Source organism: Allopusillimonas soli, assembly GCF_004153445.1.
GTDB classification, from domain to species: domain Bacteria; phylum Pseudomonadota; class Gammaproteobacteria; order Burkholderiales; family Burkholderiaceae_B; genus Allopusillimonas; species Allopusillimonas soli.
Genome location: NZ_SDQC01000004.1, coordinates 16,709 through 32,944, shown reverse-complemented (window position 1 = coordinate 32,944; position 16,236 = coordinate 16,709). Strand labels below are relative to the sequence as shown.

The 16,236-nt window shown below is 61.2% G+C and carries 19 protein-coding genes; 13 read left to right on the top strand and 6 right to left on the bottom strand.

Going from position 1 to position 16,236, the window contains the following annotated elements; all coding sequences use genetic code 11:
* Position 1 precedes the first annotated feature (1 nt).
* A complete protein-coding gene (gene dnaA, locus ERD78_RS13005; protein WP_129970117.1) occupies positions 2-1,432 on the bottom strand; it encodes a chromosomal replication initiator protein DnaA in 1,431 nt (476 codons plus the stop codon).
* 282 nt (positions 1,433-1,714) lie between these two features.
* Between dnaA and rpmH the strand changes: the two genes are divergently transcribed.
* Genes rpmH through yidC form a run of 4 tightly spaced genes read left to right on the top strand, consistent with a single transcriptional unit; the run spans position 1,715 to position 4,275 of the window.
* Positions 1,715-1,849, top strand: coding sequence for a 50S ribosomal protein L34 (gene rpmH / locus ERD78_RS13000; RefSeq protein ID WP_128355903.1), 135 nt, complete (start codon positions 1,715-1,717; stop codon positions 1,847-1,849).
* A 46-nt stretch (positions 1,850-1,895) separates the two neighbouring features.
* Entirely contained in the window at positions 1,896-2,270 is a 375-nt protein-coding gene (rnpA, locus tag ERD78_RS12995; protein ID WP_129970116.1) for a ribonuclease P protein component, read from the top strand.
* Positions 2,267-2,518: a membrane protein insertion efficiency factor YidD gene (gene yidD, locus ERD78_RS12990; RefSeq protein ID WP_129969759.1), complete on the top strand. Its 252-nt coding sequence runs from the start codon at positions 2,267-2,269 to the stop codon at positions 2,516-2,518. The genes rnpA and yidD overlap by 4 nt, the downstream gene beginning before the upstream one ends.
* Before the next feature lie 44 nt (positions 2,519-2,562).
* Positions 2,563-4,275, top strand: coding sequence for a membrane protein insertase YidC (gene yidC, locus ERD78_RS12985; RefSeq protein ID WP_129969758.1), 1,713 nt, complete (start codon positions 2,563-2,565; stop codon positions 4,273-4,275).
* Here yidC and ERD78_RS19780 read toward each other — a convergent pair.
* Positions 4,272-4,532 (bottom strand): hypothetical protein, encoded by a 261-nt coding sequence (locus ERD78_RS19780; protein ID WP_167668934.1) that lies wholly within the window; start codon positions 4,530-4,532, stop codon positions 4,272-4,274. The genes yidC and ERD78_RS19780 overlap by 4 nt on opposite strands.
* A gap of 2 nt (positions 4,533-4,534) precedes the next feature.
* Here ERD78_RS19780 and ERD78_RS12980 point away from each other — a divergent pair, with 2 nt between their 5' ends.
* From ERD78_RS12980 to ERD78_RS12955, 6 genes are all read left to right on the top strand, one after another.
* A complete protein-coding gene (locus ERD78_RS12980; RefSeq protein ID WP_129969757.1) occupies positions 4,535-5,737 on the top strand; it encodes an ABC transporter substrate-binding protein in 1,203 nt (400 codons plus the stop codon).
* A gap of 118 nt (positions 5,738-5,855) precedes the next feature.
* Complete coding sequence (locus tag ERD78_RS12975) at positions 5,856-6,776, top strand: branched-chain amino acid ABC transporter permease (protein WP_129969756.1); 921 nt, start codon at positions 5,856-5,858, stop codon at positions 6,774-6,776.
* A gap of 34 nt (positions 6,777-6,810) precedes the next feature.
* Positions 6,811-7,800 carry a branched-chain amino acid ABC transporter permease gene (locus ERD78_RS12970; RefSeq protein ID WP_129969755.1) on the top strand — a complete coding sequence of 330 codons (990 nt, stop codon included), beginning with the start codon at positions 6,811-6,813 and terminating at the stop codon, positions 7,798-7,800.
* Positions 7,797-8,540, top strand: coding sequence for an ABC transporter ATP-binding protein (locus ERD78_RS12965; protein WP_129969754.1), 744 nt, complete (start codon positions 7,797-7,799; stop codon positions 8,538-8,540). The genes ERD78_RS12970 and ERD78_RS12965 overlap by 4 nt, the downstream gene beginning before the upstream one ends.
* The gene (locus ERD78_RS12960) at positions 8,540-9,253 is read left to right on the top strand and encodes an ABC transporter ATP-binding protein (RefSeq protein ID WP_129969753.1); all 714 of its coding nucleotides are present in this window, start codon (positions 8,540-8,542) and stop codon (positions 9,251-9,253) included. The genes ERD78_RS12965 and ERD78_RS12960 overlap by 1 nt, the downstream gene beginning before the upstream one ends.
* A gap of 172 nt (positions 9,254-9,425) precedes the next feature.
* Positions 9,426-10,910 carry a catalase gene (locus tag ERD78_RS12955; protein WP_129969752.1) on the top strand — a complete coding sequence of 495 codons (1,485 nt, stop codon included), beginning with the start codon at positions 9,426-9,428 and terminating at the stop codon, positions 10,908-10,910.
* A gap of 72 nt (positions 10,911-10,982) precedes the next feature.
* On the opposite strand, the gene ERD78_RS12950 is transcribed toward ERD78_RS12955, so the two are convergent.
* Complete coding sequence (locus tag ERD78_RS12950; protein ID WP_129969751.1) at positions 10,983-11,279, bottom strand: YciI family protein; 297 nt, start codon at positions 11,277-11,279, stop codon at positions 10,983-10,985.
* An 81-nt stretch (positions 11,280-11,360) separates the two neighbouring features.
* On the opposite strand from ERD78_RS12950, the gene mnmE reads away from it, so the two are divergent.
* Positions 11,361-12,761, top strand: coding sequence for a tRNA uridine-5-carboxymethylaminomethyl(34) synthesis GTPase MnmE (gene mnmE / locus ERD78_RS12945; protein ID WP_129969750.1), 1,401 nt, complete (start codon positions 11,361-11,363; stop codon positions 12,759-12,761).
* A gap of 271 nt (positions 12,762-13,032) precedes the next feature.
* On the opposite strand, the gene ERD78_RS12935 is transcribed toward mnmE, so the two are convergent.
* From ERD78_RS12935 to ERD78_RS12925, 3 genes are all read right to left on the bottom strand, one after another.
* Positions 13,033-13,632: a Fic family protein gene (locus tag ERD78_RS12935; protein ID WP_245152467.1), complete on the bottom strand. Its 600-nt coding sequence runs from the start codon at positions 13,630-13,632 to the stop codon at positions 13,033-13,035.
* 129 nt (positions 13,633-13,761) lie between these two features.
* Positions 13,762-14,082, bottom strand: a complete 321-nt coding sequence (locus ERD78_RS12930) for a type II toxin-antitoxin system RelE/ParE family toxin (protein WP_129969749.1) — start codon at positions 14,080-14,082, stop codon at positions 13,762-13,764.
* A 13-nt stretch (positions 14,083-14,095) separates the two neighbouring features.
* Positions 14,096-14,356 (bottom strand): ribbon-helix-helix domain-containing protein, encoded by a 261-nt coding sequence (locus tag ERD78_RS12925; protein WP_129969748.1) that lies wholly within the window; start codon positions 14,354-14,356, stop codon positions 14,096-14,098.
* A gap of 150 nt (positions 14,357-14,506) precedes the next feature.
* Between ERD78_RS12925 and ERD78_RS12920 the strand changes: the two genes are divergently transcribed.
* Together ERD78_RS12920 and ERD78_RS12915 are read left to right on the top strand one after the other, a co-directional pair.
* Positions 14,507-15,205: a PadR family transcriptional regulator gene (locus ERD78_RS12920; RefSeq protein ID WP_129969747.1), complete on the top strand. Its 699-nt coding sequence runs from the start codon at positions 14,507-14,509 to the stop codon at positions 15,203-15,205.
* Positions 15,202-16,029: a siderophore-interacting protein gene (locus tag ERD78_RS12915; protein WP_129969746.1), complete on the top strand. Its 828-nt coding sequence runs from the start codon at positions 15,202-15,204 to the stop codon at positions 16,027-16,029. Before ERD78_RS12920 ends, ERD78_RS12915 begins: the two co-directional genes overlap by 4 nt.
* The last annotated feature ends 207 nt before the right edge of the window (positions 16,030-16,236 follow it).

The window sequence follows — 16,236 nt, the reverse complement described above, 5'->3', positions numbered from 1 at the left end:
ATTATCCTTTAAGGGTTTGTTCCAGTACATGAAGGGCATGATTAAGCTCGGTCTGCTTGGACCGCGCATCAGCGATTTTGCGTACCGCGTGCAGTACGGTAGTGTGGTCTCTGCCGCCGAACAAATCGCCTATCTCCGGCAGGCTTTTCTGTGTCAGCTCCTTGGCCAGGTACATGGCCACCTGACGCGGCATGGCGATGTTGGCCGGCCGTCGCTTGGAGTACATATCGGCGACCTTGATCTTGTAGAAATCGGCCACCGTCTTCTGGATATTCTCGACGGTAATCTGGCCGTTGGAGACAGACAGCAGATCTTTCAGCGCATCTTTACAGACATCCACGGTCAGGACCTCGCGGCCGTGGAACCGCGCGTAGGCTGACACCTTGCGCAGCGCTCCCTCCAGCTCGCGCACATTGCTGCGCAGGTGCTTGGCGATGAAGAAGGCGACCTCCTCGGGCATGCTCACCCCTTCGGTTTCGGCCTTGTGCAGCAGAATAGCCACCCTCATCTCGAGCTCGGGCGGCTCTATGGCGACGGTAAGGCCGGAGTCGAAACGGGAAATCAGGCGGCTGTCGATGTTGGCCAGCTCCTTGGGGTAGGTGTCCGAGGTAATGATGATCTGCTTGCGCTGGGCCACCATGGCCTCAAATGCGTAGAAAAATTCCTCCTGGGTACGGTTCTTGCCGGCAAAGAATTGGATATCGTCGATAAGCAGCAGATCCAGCGAATGGTAATAGCGCTTGAACTCGTCGAACGCCTTGCGCTGATACGCCTTGACCACATCGGACACGTACTGGTCGGCATGCACGTACCGCACGCGCGTGCCGGTGCCGTTGGCCACCAGCGCATTGCCGATGGCATGAATGAGGTGGGTCTTGCCCAGGCCCACGCCGCCGTACAGAAACAGCGGGTTGTAGGAGACGCCCGGATTCTCGGCGACCTGCAGCGCCGCCGCGCGCGCCAGCTGGTTGGCCTTGCCCGTGACGAAGTTCTTGAAGGTGAGGTCGGTATTAAGGCGGGAACGATCGTTGGCGGCCTCGGCAACGGCATTGGCCACGGCGCCGGCTGAAGCACCGGCAGGCGGCCGGCTGGCTGGGGGCGGCGGCACCGCGGCCGAAGCCTCGGCGGAGGCGGTGGCCGCTGCGGGCGCGGACGCCGCGCGGACGCCGCGTGCCGCGCCGTTTCCGTGGCTGGCAAGCTCGAAAGCCACCTGCACAGGGCGTTCGTACCAGGCTGTGGCGAGCTGTTCGATCTGGTGTGAGAAATTCTTGCGCACCCAGTCCAGCTTGAAGCGATTGGGAGCGGACACGCGCAGCACCGCGCGCGCTTCGTCGAAGGCGAGCGGCACCAGTGGGCGTATCCAGGCGCTGATTTGCTGCGGAGGTAGGTCCTGCTCGAGTTGCCGAACGCAGGTCTGCCAGAATTCGTTCATGTCGGTCATTTCAGTAAACCTCGATTCTACCCTGTCGAGGCCGGAGTTATCCACAGGGGTAACAACTTCCGCGCGGACGCCAGGCCCCTAAGCATTTGACTAAATGGCAGAAATTTGCTGAAATGGCGGGCTTGACGCAGAATTTTCACCCAATGGGCAGATGCGCGCCATATGCGCACGGCCAGGCAGGGCCGGGTACTGTACCGAGGCTTCGCCGAGCGCGGGCCTTGCCAAGGCGGCCCCTGCGCCAACCCAACTGCTCTTTTTATATCCGGACTATCCATGAAACGCACTTTTCAGCCTTCTGTTACCCGCCGCAAGCGCACCCACGGTTTCCGCGTACGCATGAAAACCCGTGGCGGCCGTGCCGTCATCAATGCGCGCCGTGCAAAAGGCCGCAAGCAGCTGGCCGTCTGAGTCGGCTTCTTCCCGCTCCTGCCGGCGGCCAGCGGCTGGCGTTCGCATCATGCGCGCCTCCTTTCCCGCCACGGCACGCTTGCATTGCCCCTCCGAGTATGCCTCGGCCCTGAAGGGTCGACGGCTGGCCCGAGGGGCATTGTTCGTTGTCATGACACCCCGCGACACCGGCACCGAGGGCATGAACGCCTCCTCGCCGCGGCTGGGCATGATCATCGCCAAGCGATTTGCCCCGCATGCCGTCACGCGTAATGCGATAAAACGCGTGTTGCGGGAAGCCTTCCGGCACAAGCGGCATATGCTGCCCGGCCGCGATCTGGTCTTTCGGCTGCACGTCCGCGTGGAACCATCCTCACTTTGCGAGCTCAAACGGCGAGTGCGCGCCGAGGCGGATGCTCTGCTGGCCAGGGCTGCGCAATGATGCGCGCACTGCTTGTCGCCCCAATCCGGTTCTACCGGTATTTCCTTAGCCCCTGGGTCGGTCACGGCTGCCGCTTCACGCCCACCTGCTCCGCCTACGCCATCGAAGCCATAGAAACCCATGGCGCGGTAAAAGGGAGCTATCTCGCGGCCTGTCGCATAGGCCGCTGCCATCCCTGGTGCAAAGGCGGACATGATCCCGTCCCGCCCCGCTCCGGGCTCAATTCCCATTCAGGTGGGCTAGGTTAAACTGTTGGGCTTTTGCCCCGCTTATATATTCAATAACAGGCGCTATGGACATCCGACGCACCATCCTCTGGATGATTTTCTCTTTCTCGCTCCTGCTGCTCTGGAACAACTGGCAGGTCCACAATGGCAAGGCTTCGCTGTTCGGCACAACGCCCGCCGTCACCCAGTCCGGCGACAAGAAGGGCGCACAGTCCGGCTCGCAAGACGCGGCCCAGGCCGAAGATACCAGCGTGCCCGCAGGCGTGCAGCAGTCTGCCGCGCACGCGGCCCAGGACGCCACGGTGCCCGGCAGGGCCGAGACGCAGGCACAGCAGCCGGCGTCCGAGAAGGTCACCATTCATACAGACGTCTACACCTTGACTTTCGACACGCTGGGCGCGCAGCTTGTCAGGGCCCAGCTTCTGAACTACAACGCACCCGGCACCGAAGACCAGCCTATGGTGCTGCTGAACGACACGAAGGACGACCTGTACGTGGCCCAGACCGGTGTGGTGGGCGCGCCCAAGGGCGAGCAGTTCCCCACCCACCTTACCCCCTTCAAGCTCGTGTCAACCCAGACCTCGCTCACGGGCGACAAGCTGGACGTGGTGTTCGAGGCGGAATCGGACGGCGTGAAGGTGGTCAAAACCTATACCCTGCATCGCGGCCGCTACGATATCGACGTTCGGCACGACATCTACAACACCGGCGGACAGGCGATTTCGCCCTCCCTGTACCTGCAGCTCACCCGCGACGGCGATGCGCCGGCCGACTCCTCCCATTTCTACCGCACCTTCACCGGCCCGGCGCTGTATTCCGAGGAAGACAAATTCCAGAAGATCGCGTTCTCGGATATCGACAAGGGCAAGGCCACCTACACCAAGCAGGCCGATAACGGCTGGATCGGCATGGTGCAGCACTACTTTGCCACGGCGTGGGTTCCGCCAGAAGGCACCAAGCGCCACAACGAGGCCCTGCGCCTGTCCGACAACCTGTATGCCATCCGTAGCATAGAGCCGGTTGGCACGATACAGCCCGGGCAGCACCACGCGGTCGATGCCCATCTATGGGTTGGCCCGCAAGACCAGAAAGCCATGAGCGCCCTGGCGCCTGGCCTGGAACTGGTGGTCGACTACGGCTGGCTTACCATCATCGCCAAGCCCGTTTTCAAGCTCATGACCTGGATCCACAGCGTGCTGGGCAACTGGGGCTGGACCATCGTGGTGCTCACGCTGCTGATCAAGGCGGTGTTCTATCCGCTGTCGGCCACCAGCTACCGCTCCATGGCCAAGATGAAGCAGGTGGGCCCGCGCATGAAGGCCCTGAAGGACAAGTTCGGCGACGACAAGGCCAAGCTGAATGCGGCCATGATGGAGATGTACCGCACTGAAAAAATCAATCCTCTGGGCGGCTGCCTGCCCATGGTGGTTCAGATTCCCGTCTTCATCGCCCTGTACTGGGTGCTGCTGGGCAGCGTCGAAATGCGCGGTGCGCCCTGGATACTATGGGTTCACGACCTCTCGGCACGCGATCCCTATTTCATTCTGCCGGCCATCATGATGGCCACCATGTTCCTGCAGATCAAACTCAACCCCACGCCGCCAGACCCCACCCAGGCCAAGGTCATGATGATCATGCCTCTGGTATTCGGCGGCATGATGTTCTTCTTCCCCGCTGGCCTGGTGCTGTACTGGTGTGTCAACAACGCCGTGTCCATCGCACAGCAGCGTTACATCATGCACAAGCTGGACCAGGAAAAGGCGGCGGCCAGCCGCTAATCCCCGTCCCGCGGCAGCCAGCCCCGGCGCCCCCTCAAGGCTGTTCTCGCGAACGCCGGATGCTTATCCGGCACCTGCGAGCCCAGTCGGCGAGGGGGCGTTTTCTTTTGCACGTCTTTTACATGCGCTAAGCGGCGCGCCGCCGCCATTGGGTAAATCCTGATACAAAAAGCTTTAGGCTTAATGTAAATTGCCGCATCATTAATATAAAACTCACTCGCATGGCCATTGCGGCTATTTTGATCAAAAGGGGACATACATGAATTCAGCCACATTACCCGCCCGGCGCCAGCTTCTGCGCCTGGGACTGGCCAGCGCCCTGGTCTGCGCGGCGCTTGGGATCGCGGGTACCAGCCATGCACAGGAGCCCATCAAGATCGGCTTTATCGGCACGCTTTCGGGTCCCGGCGGCGCGCTTGGTCAGGATCAGCTCGACGCCTTCATGCTGGCCATCGAACAGAAGGGCGGCAAGCTGGGCGGCGTTCCGGTGGAAGTTATCCGCGAAGACGATCAACTCAAGCCCGACGTCGGCGTGCAAGCGGCAACGCGCCTGCTCGAGAGCGAAAAAGTGCCCATCATTACAGGGGTAACCTTTTCCAATGTGATGATGGCCATACACAAGCCCATCACCGATGCCAAAGTCTTCCTGATCGGATCCAATGCCGGCCCGGCGCCCATTGCCGGAAAGGACTGCTCGCCCTTTTTCTTCTCCACCTCCTGGGACAATGACCAGCTGCATGAGGCCGGCGGCCAGTTGGCAACCGACCTCGGGTACAAGAACATGTATGTGATGGCGGCTAACTACCAAGCTGGCCGCGATGCCGTGTCGGGCTTCAAGCGCGACTATACCGGCAACATCGTCAACGAGGTGTACACCACCGTCAATCAGCCCGATTACTCGGCGGAGCTCGCACAGCTGCAGGCCTCCTCGCCCGATGCCGTATATGTGTTCTATCCCGGGGGCATGGGCGTGAACTTCGTCAAACAGTACCGCCAGGCCGGGCTGCTGGGCACGCTGCCCCTCATCTCGGTGTCCACCATCGACGGCTCCACGTTGCCGGCCCTCAAGTCGCTGGCCGTGGGCGCAATTACCAGCGCTCCCTATGCTCCCAATCTCGACAACGCGCAGAACAAGCAGTTCGTCGAAGCCTTCGTCAAGGCCTATGAACGTCAGCCGTCCATGTACGCGGCCCAGTCGTACGACGCAGCCAACCTCCTCGACTCGGCGCTGGCCAAGGTCAACGGCGACCTGGGCGATAAAGAGGCTTTCCGCGCGGCCCTGAAGGAAGCCGATTTCGAATCGGTGCGGGGAGACTTCTCCTTTGCATCCAATCAGTTCCCCAATGCGCCTTTTTATCGCGTGGATGTGGTGGAGGGCAGCAACGGCGCCGAGCTCCAAGCCAAGACGCCTATTGTCATCAAGACGCGCGCCAATTTTGCCGCGCAATGTCCGATGAAGTAGCCGCAAGTCGGTCCGGGGGCGCCCTTTTGCGTGGCCGCCCCCGACCCATTGCCGCCATGCGGACGCGTGATTCCGCATCGGCGCGCTTCATTTCTTCCGCCCCAACCCGGAGGCCTGCTTGAGCCTTACCTTATTTGTCCTGCAGACGCTCAATGGTCTTCAGCTGGGTGTGCTGTTGTTCCTCATGGCCGCGGGCCTGACGCTCGTGTTCGGCATCATGAGCTTCGTGAACCTTGCACACGGCTCCATGTACATGATGGGCGCTTTTTTTGCGGCCTCGCTGTACAACTACACCGGCTCCTTTGTGCTGGCCGCGCTGCTGCTGATACCTGCCATGATGGCGCTCGGCCTGGCGCTGAACTGGATCGCCCTGCGCAAACTGTACCGCCGCGACCACCTCGACCAGGTTCTGGCCACCTTTGGACTGATCCTGTTCTTCAACGAACTGGCGCGCATGATATGGGGATCATCCCCTTACTACATGGAAGTGCCCGAGTTCCTGATCGGCACCATCAACCTGTTCGGCATCCGCTATCCCGCCTATCGCCTTGTCATCATCAGCGCCGGCCTGCTCACGGCGCTGGGTTGCTATCTGCTCATACACCGGACCCGGATAGGCATGCTGATTCGCGCCGGTGCAACCAACCGTACCATGGTCGGCGTGCTGGGCGTGAACATCAATCTACTCAATGCCATGCTGTTCGCGCTGGGCGCCGCGCTGGCAGGCCTGGCCGGTTTGCTGGCCGGCCCCATCATGTCGGTGCAGGCAGGCATGGGCGAGCCGATATTGATCCTGACCATGGTGGTCATTGTGATCGGTGGCATCGGCTCGATACGCGGCGCCTTCTACGCAGCGCTCATCGTCGGCGTCGTGGACACGCTGGGCCGCACGCTGCTGCCCGCGCTGCTGCGCACCTTCCTGGAACGCAGCAGCGCCGACATCGCCGGGCCTGCGCTGGCATCCATGATGATTTACATTCTGATGGCTGTCGTGCTCGCCATCCGCCCGGAAGGGCTGTTTCCCGTTCACCGCGGCTGATTTCCATGCCCGCCCACTTTTCCGCCTCCTTCGCATGAGCATTCGCACCATCGTCTCGACACGGCATTCCGCCAGCACGCTGCTCGGCGTGGCCTTGCTGGTGCTGCTGGGCCTGCTGCCGCTGTACGCCGGCGCATATCCCTTCGTCATCACCTTGTTCACCCGTATCTTGATCCTGGCCTTCGCCGCCTTGTCATTGAATCTGATCCTGGGCTATGGCGGGCTGGTCAGTTTCGGCCACGCATTGTTTCTCGGTTTGGGGGTCTACAGCGCGGCCATTCCCGGCTTTCACGGAATAGACAACGGCTGGCTGCAACTGCTGATCTCGATGGCGTGCTGCGGCCTGGTGGGGCTGGTAACCGGCGCCATCGTGCTGCGCACACGCGGGATTTCCTTCATCATGATTACCCTTGCCTTTGCCCAGATGTTCTATTTTCTGTTCGTAAGCCTGAGCCAGTACGGCGGCGACGACGGACTGCGCCTGCGCCAGAACAGCGATTTCGGGGTACTGCGGCTGGACGGCGCCAATACGCTTTACTTCACGGCCTTTGCGCTGCTGTGCCTGGCTTTGTACGGCTGTCATCGGCTGGTGCACTCGCGTTTCGGCACTGTATTGCGCGCAAGCAAGAGCAACGAGCGGCGCATGCGCGCCCTGGGCTTTCCCACCTTCCGCTACCGGCTTGCCGCTTACACATTGTCTGCCGCCCTGTGCGGCGTGGCAGGCCTGTTGTATGCCAATCTCACCAATTTCGCCTCGCCATCCTATATGTCATGGCAGACGTCCGGCGAGCTGATCGTCATGGTGATGCTCGGCGGCATCGGCGCCCTGTTCGGCCCCTTGTTCGGCGCGCTTGCCATGATACTGACGGAGGAGGGGCTGAAGCAGTTGACCAACCACTGGATGGTGATTTTTGGACCGCTGATCGTGCTGGTCGTGCTTGTAAGCCGACAGGGCCTGGCCGGCCTGCTCACCGCCCTGGATCGCAGGCGCATGGCCACGCAACGGCAGGGAGACGGGAGATGAGCCTGCTTTCCGTACGGAATCTCGTCAAGCGCTACGGTGGGCTGGTAGCCACAGACAATGTGGACCTGGATGTGGCCGCCGGTGAAATCCATGCCGTCATCGGACCCAACGGCGCGGGCAAGAGCACGCTGATTACGCAGCTTGCCGGCGAAATACGCCCCGATTCCGGGCGCATTCTGTTCGATGGCGCCGATATCAGTGGCGAGCCGGTGGCGCAACGCGCCCTGCGCGGCCTGGCCCGTTCGTATCAGATCACATCCATCTTTCCGGAATTCTCCGCGCTGCAGAATGTAATGCTGGCCGTGCAGGCGCAACAGGGGCATAGCTTTCGCTTCTGGACCCGCGTATCGTCGCAGGCCGCGCTGGTGGGTCCCGCCGAGGCATCGCTGGCTCGTGCGGGGTTGGCGCACCGGCGCGATGTTGCCGCCGCCGACCTGGCGCATGGCGAGCAGCGCCAATTGGAACTGGCCATGGTCCTGGCCGGCAAGCCGCGATTGCTCCTGCTGGACGAGCCCATGGCCGGGATGAGCCAGGCCGAGTCGGCGCAGATGACTGAACTGCTGCACTCGCTCAAGGGCGACTATGGCATGCTGTTGGTGGAACATGACATGGACGCGGTATTCCGGCTGGCCGATACGGTAAGCGTCCTGGTTTACGGACGCAATATTGCCACCGGAGATCCGCAGTACATACGCTCGCATCCCGATGTACGCGCAGCCTATCTGGGAGACGAAGAATAATGACGGCGCCCTTGCTCAAGGTTGATGCGATCAACGTGTTTTATGGTGCCAGTCAGGCGCTTTTCGGCATGGGTTTCGAGGTTCGCGCCGGAGAGTTCGTTACGCTGCTGGGCCGCAACGGCATGGGTAAATCCACAAGCGTCAAGGCCATCGTAGGGCTGGCTGCCCCGGTTGCCGGCACAATTTCCCTGGCCGGCAAGGACATCGCCGGCCTGGCTCCCTACAAGATCGCGCGTGCCGGGGTGGGCCTGGTGCCGGAAGGCCGACAGATTTTTCCCAATCTTTCGGTGGAGGAAAACCTGGTGGCAACGGCGCACAACCGCCAGGCGGCGCTCGAGCCATGGACGTTGGAACGTATCTACGCCCTGTTCCCCCGCCTGAAGGAACGCGCCCGCAACGGCGGCGACAAACTGTCCGGGGGAGAACAACAGATGCTGGCCATAGGCCGCGCGTTGATGACCAACCCTCGGCTGCTTATCCTCGACGAAGCCACGGAGGGCCTGGCGCCGCTGATACGCGCGGAGATCTGGCATTGCCTGGCCGAGCTGAAGCGAATAGGCATGACCATATTGTGCATAGACAAGAACCTGGCTTCCCTGTTGCCCCTGGCCGATCGCCACTACATCGTCGAAAAAGGGCGCGCGGTATGGAGCGGCACGTCGGGCGAACTGACCGCACAGCGCGAAACCCTGCAGTCCTCTCTTGGTGTGTAGCGTGGACACCGGCGCATGCCGCAGCGAACCTGGTCCAGCGACGATGGTATTTGGCAGGCGACGAGACGATTTATAGTAATAATCTATTGTCTATCTAGTAATAATCAATTTTACCAAATTGATGTGTCCCGATACACTGAGCCTACCGTCAACCAGCCAGGAGGCAAGGCCCATGAAGAAACTGACCACCGCCGCCGGCGCGCCCGTCGCCGACAACCAAAACATCATGACCGCCGGACCGCGCGGTCCGGCTCTGCTCCAGGATGTATGGCTCCTGGAGAAACTCGCCCACTTCGATCGCGAAGTCATTCCCGAACGGCGCATGCATGCCAAGGGATCGGGCGCCTATGGCACGTTTACCGTGACACACGACATCACGCGTTATACCCGGGCACGCATTTTTTCCGAAATCGGCAAACAGACGCCCATGTTCATTCGCTTCTCCACTGTGGCGGGCGAGCGTGGCGCAGCCGACGCCGAACGCGATATCCGCGGTGTTGCGATGAAGTTCTATACCGAGGAAGGCAATTGGGACCTGGTCGGCAACAATACGCCCGTTTTCTTTTTCCGCGACCCGCTGAAATTCCCTGATCTGAACCACGCGGTCAAGCGCGACCCCCGCACGGGTATGCGAAGCGCGCAGAACAACTGGGAGTTCTGGACGGGCCTGCCCGAAGCGCTGCACCAGATCACCATCGTAATGAGCGACCGCGGCATTCCGGTCGGGTATCGCAACATGCATCTGTTTGGCAGCCACACTTTCAGCTTCATCAATGCCGAAAACGAGCGTTTCTGGGTCAAGTTCCATTTCCGCACTCAACAGGGCATCAAGAACCTGAGCGACGCCGAGGCCGGCGAGCTGGTCGGCCGCGATCGTGAAAGCTCGCAGCGCGATCTGTTCGAGGCCATAGAAAACGGCAATTTCCCACGCTGGACGCTGTATGTGCAGATCATGCCGGAGAAAGATGCCGGTTCATATCACCTCAATCCCTTCGATCTGACAAAAGTCTGGCCTCATGGCGACTATCCGCTGATAGAAGTGGGCCAGCTCGAGTTGAACCGCAATCCCGACAATGTGTTTGCCGAGGTGGAGCAGGCCGCCTTCTCGCCCGCCAACGTGGTGCCAGGCATTGGCTTTTCGCCGGACCGCATGCTACAGGCTCGCCTGTTTTCCTACGGCGACGCGCACCGCTACCGCCTGGGTGTGAATCATCATCAGATACCGGTGAATGCGCCCAAATGCCCCTATCACAGCTTCCATCGCGACGGCGCCATGCGCGTGGATGGCAACTATGGCGGCACTACCGGCAACCAGCCCAATCGCAGCGGCGAATGGGAAGAGCAGCCTGAGTTCCGCGAGCCGCCTTTGTCCCTGGAAGGCGCCGCCGATCACTGGAACCATCGCGAGGACCCAGACTACTTCTCCCAGCCCGGCGCGCTGTTCCGTCTCATGAGCGACGCACAGAAGAATGCGCTGTTCTACAACACGGCGCGCGCCATTGCCGGGGTAAGCAAGGATGTGCAGCAACTGCACATCGATCACTGTAACCAGGCTGACCCCGCCTATGGCGCTGGCGTGTCGGCGGCCATCGCTGAAGTCGAGAAAACCGCCAGCACGCCTGCGGACTCAGGCTCGCCCGACGAGGCCGGCGCCTGAATCTCGCCCAGGCGCGGGGAACCGCCCCCAGCCGGACCGCAGGCGGCGCTTGCCGCCTGCGCCTGGCGCCTTTTACAGGCAGTTTTCGCCGTCGAAATAGGCCTTGCGCCAGCGCGTGATATCAATGCGTTGGAACAATTGCGCTTCGGTGAACGGATCGGCATTGATGAAATCCTCGGCCTCGGCACGCGAGTCCACATCCAGAATGTAGATACCACCTGACGCATCGACGCCTTCATCATCAAGCTTGGCGCCACAAGCCAGCAGCAGCTTCTTGTTGGTCTCCAGGAATTGCAAATGCTTGTCCCGGACCGCAAGACGCAATTCGCGGGAATCGGGCTTGTCGAAGGTTTCGATGAGATATGGCATGATGACTCCTGTTCTGGATACGCATGGGCCGCTGCGGCGGCAACTGCGCCGAAGCCATTTTTATACTACGTTTCATTTGCCATGATTCTTCGCGCCCACGAGCCCATCGCCGCCATCGCCACCGCGCCCGGGCGCGGCGGCATCGGTGTCATCCGCATCTCGGGTCGCAACCTCGAGCCGCTTGTCGTGCGGCTGACCGGCAAGGCGCTACAGCCGCGCCATGCCCACTATCTGCCCTTCAACGATAGCCGGGGCCAAGCCATGGATGCGGGCATCGCCCTTTTCTTCAAGGGGCCTCAATCCTATACCGGCGAAGATGTACTGGAGCTTCAGGGGCATGGCGGCCCGGCCGTTTTGCGCCGCGTGCTGCAGCACTGCCTGGAGGCCGGCCGCGATGCCGGCTTGCGGCTGGCCGAGCCCGGCGAGTTCACCCAGCGCGCCTTTCTGAACGACCGCATGGATCTCGCGCAGGCCGAGGCCGTAGCCGACCTGGTCAACGCCTCGTCCGAGGCCGCCGCCCGCAGTGCGATGGCCTCGCTCAGCGGCGCTTTCTCCGAGAAGGTCAATGCGCTCAGCGACCGCATTGTGCGCCTGCGCATGCTGGTCGAAGCCACACTCGATTTTCCCGAGGAAGAAATCGACTTTCTCGAGAAGTACCAGGCCGCCGCCACGCTGGGCGGCATACGGCAGGATCTCGCGGCGCTGACTGCCCAGGCCCGCCAGGGCATGATTCTGCGCGAAGGCCTTCATGTAGTGCTTGCCGGCCAGCCCAACGTCGGCAAGTCCAGTCTGCTCAATGCCCTGGCCGGCGACGAGATCGCCATTGTCACGCCCATCGCGGGCACCACGCGCGACAAGGTCATCCAGCAGATCCATATCGACGGCGTGCCCATGCACATCATCGACACTGCCGGGTTGCGCGAAACCGAAGACACGGTTGAGAGCATAGGCATAGCGCGGACCTGGGCCGAGATTGAGAAGGCGAATGTCATTCTCCATCTGCAGGACGCACGCAATCCGCAAGATGCGCTGGACAGCGCCATCACCGCTCGCCTGCCGGCGGGAACCCCCGTGCTCAAAGTCAATAACAAGGTGGATCTGCTTTCCGACGGTCAGGCGCCATGGGAAACCGCCGATGACGCGGCCAACAACCCGGACGCCGGCCCACACCGTACGCTATACATCTCAGCCCGAACCGGCGCCGGTCTGGACGAGCTGCGCCGCCGCCTGCTCGACATTGCCGGCTGGAACCCCGGCGCCGAATCTCCCTGGCTTGCCCGCGAACGCCACCTGGCCGCGCTGGAATCCGCCCGTGACCGCCTGGCGGTGGCAGCCGGCCACGCCAGCCACAATGATCAGGTGCTGGACCTGTTTGCCGAAGAACTGCGCCTGGCGCACGAGGCGCTGTGCGCGATCACGGGGCAGTTCACAAGCGACGACCTGCTGGGGGAGATTTTTTCCAGCTTCTGTATTGGGAAATAGGTTGGGGTCCATGGACGTCCACTGGCAACAGCACCAGTTAGCGGAATAGACGAAGGCGTCGAAGTAGCGATGCATCCAATCAGCAGGATCGGCCCTGAGATTGCCCCATTCATAGTGATTGACGAAACTGTCTGGGGGGAATCACAGCTCGGGTGGAGACAGCACGCAGCTCGGCCAGCTCGGCACGAGTCAGCGGCTGGTCAATGGCCGCGAATTCATAGTATTGGTATTCGCTCATGGTATTGGCGTCTTGTCCGGTTCGACAGGTATGTCAGCGCAGCTCATACCACGTCCCACGCCCACCACCCTGCTGAACCAAATGCCCCTGTTCCACCAGCGCCCGGAAATGTTGCTTGAGCGTGTTGCGGTTACCGCCGGTCAGGCGGATGGCTTCGGCCATGGTGATCCTGCCATGCTCGCGCGTGAACTCGACAATCTGCAACGCCAGATCCGGCAGCTTGGCCAGCACCAGCTTCTCGCGCTCGACCTTGCGTTCCAGGCGGCGTACTTGCTGTGACAATGCACGCAGGAAGAACACCAGCCAAGGCTGCCAGTTCGGTGCATCGGTGCGGATACTGCCTTGTGTCTGGCGCAGTGCCAGGTAATAGGCTTCCTTGTTCTGCTCGATCATGCTTTCCAGCGAACTGTAGGGCACGTAGGCATAGCCGGCCTGCAGCAACAGCAAGGTGGTCAGCACCCGGCTCAAGCGACCGTTACCATCCTGGAACGGGTGGATCTCCAGAAACACCACAACCCAGATGCCAATCAGCAGCAGTGAGTGAAGGCGACCCGTTTCTCGTTCCTCGTTGAACCAGGCCACGAATTCGGCCATCAGGCGTGGCGTATCGAAAGGCGCAGCGGTCTCGAACACCCAATTAGCTCATCCACCCTATTTAACAACCCTTTTACACCCATTCTGACAGCCTAGCGGCGAACGATGGCTCCACAATGCGCTTGGATATTCCTCAAGAGACACGCATACCGCATACACGTTGGGCACTCAAAGACCGAAATCCTCTCGCAAGCGCCCAATGTGGTGCATCTTCTCATGCAGAATGGTCACGATACCGATGTCACCATTCGAGAGACGGCGCCAATAGACAAAGTGCCGCTCATAACGGAAGAAATAACCATCAATGCCGAACGTGGCCGGAATAGTACGGGATACTGTCTGGTGTGTGGCAATACCCTCAAATGCCTCAAATATACCCGTGATGTAGCGCTCGGCCTGTTGCGCTCCCCATCGCTCGTGCGTATAGCGGTAAATATCGTCCAGCCGCCAGGATGCGGCTTCCTGAACGCGTATCTGTGCCTTGACCATAACGGAAATCAGATCAGACTCGGTTACGCGCGATAATGTCTGCTGCCGTCAAGGGCTTGTATGACGGCTCTGGCGCCGCCCAAGCATGGGTGAGTTCGGCCTTGAGCCGCTCGAATGCAGTCGCCTCTCTGGTTTCTTTGTCACGACGAATGAGGTCCCGTACATACTCGCTGACGTTCTCATAGTCGCCTTGCTCACCAACATTTGCGGCAACGAATTCGCTCAGAGGGCCACTGAGGCGCACTGTCATGGTGGTGGTGTTCCTGCGGGGCATGTCAGCTCCTTGCAGTCTTAATGTCTTCAATATACTCAATAATGAACACATCAACAAGTCTGAGCGTTGCAGGACTGCGCAGACTTTCCTTGACTTCCCGCGCAGACTTATATATCTTACGATATAACTTACAACATAGAGATGCACTGTATGCTCTTCTGGCCCAATCTTCCCTTCCTTCTTCGCGCACGCATGCTTAACGCTTCGCCCTCGTCCCTCGCCCATGGCAGGGGTCATGGGCACCGGGACGGGCATTCACGCGGCTGGGGCAATCCCCACGACATGGATGACGATGGCGGCGGCCCCATGCGCGGCCGCAAATTCTCGGCCGACGAGCTGCAAGTCATGTTGCTGGCATTGCTTGAACAGCAGCCCCGCCACGGCTATGAGCTCATCAAGGCACTGCAGGCGCTATCGAATGGCTTTTACAGTCCCAGCCCCGGCGTGGTGTACCCGGCTCTCAGCTATCTGGAGGACATCGGCTACACCAGCGTGCGTACACACGGTACACGCAAGCAATACAGCCTCACAGAAGCCGGCCGCATTTATCTTGACGCCCAGCGCGAGCGGGCCGAGCGCATGTTCGCGAGCCTGCGCCACGTCGCCCGCAAGATGGCGTGGGTGCGGCATGCGTGGCGGCATGGCGGTGAAACCGATGAAGAGATGTTCGCGGCCACGGGCTGGCTGCGCGAATTCGTCGAGGCGCGGCGCGCGCTGAAAGAGGCGCTGGGGCGGCACAGCGACGCGACCGCGGCGCAGCAACATCGCATCGCGGCCATACTTCGGCGGGCAACCAAGGATATCCAGGAAGGAGAAGGCGACACCACCAACACCCAGGAGCCGCAATGACAACATCCGTCCAGCAAGATCAACGCATCGTGCGCAAGGTCATGCACCCACTCAAGATACGCGTTCTACAGGTAAAACGCGTCGCGTCACTGAACCCCTACCTGCTGCGCATTACCTTCACCGGCCCCGATCTGCACGATTTCATCAGCCCCGGGTTTGATGATCACGTCAAGATCTTTCTGCCGCCATCCATTCAAGACGGCCTGGTGCTGCCCGAACTGGGCCCCAAGGGCCTCGTATTCCCCGAAGGACAACCCCGTCCTGTCAGTCGCGATTACACGCCGCGCCGTTTCGATGCACAGAAACTCGAACTGGATATTGATTTCGTGCTCCACGGGCATGGGCCAGGCGCTAGCTGGGCGGCCCAGGCACGTCCCGGCCAGACCGTGGGCATAGGCGGCCCCCGCGGCTCTTTCATCATTCCCCACGATTACGACTGGCACCTGTTGATCGGAGACGAGACAGCATTGCCAGCCGTGGCGCGTCGCCTCGAAGCGCTGCCCGAAGAGGCTCGGATTCTGGCCGTGCTGGAAACACGCCATCCCGACGCCCGCATACCATTAGCCACACACAGCGATCCCACCATCCACTGGGCCTATCGCGGCGCGGGATATACAGGCGGCATGTCCGTCATGGAGCGCGTGGTGCGGCGCCTGCAGTTGCCCGAGGGCGAAGGCTATGTGTGGGCGGCGGGCGAATCCGCCGTCGTGCGCAGCATTCGCGCGTACCTGGTAGAGGAATGCGGCATCGACAAACAACACATTCGCGCCGCCAGCTACTGGCGCCAAGGCGCCAGCGGCGTGCATGAAACCATTTCCGACTGAGCCGCGACAGCAAGCCCTGCATGTCATACACCGCCCGCATTCTTGCGATCTTGGCCGGGTCTCAAACGTGATATAGTATTTTCCATCCGGCACTCGCCGGTTGTCCCGAACAACGACACCTCATCATGAACGCACGCGCACATTCGCAATCTTGGCTGCCGCTTCGGGCGGGCCGGCGCGCGTGCGCGCAAATTCCCCCGCCAGTTT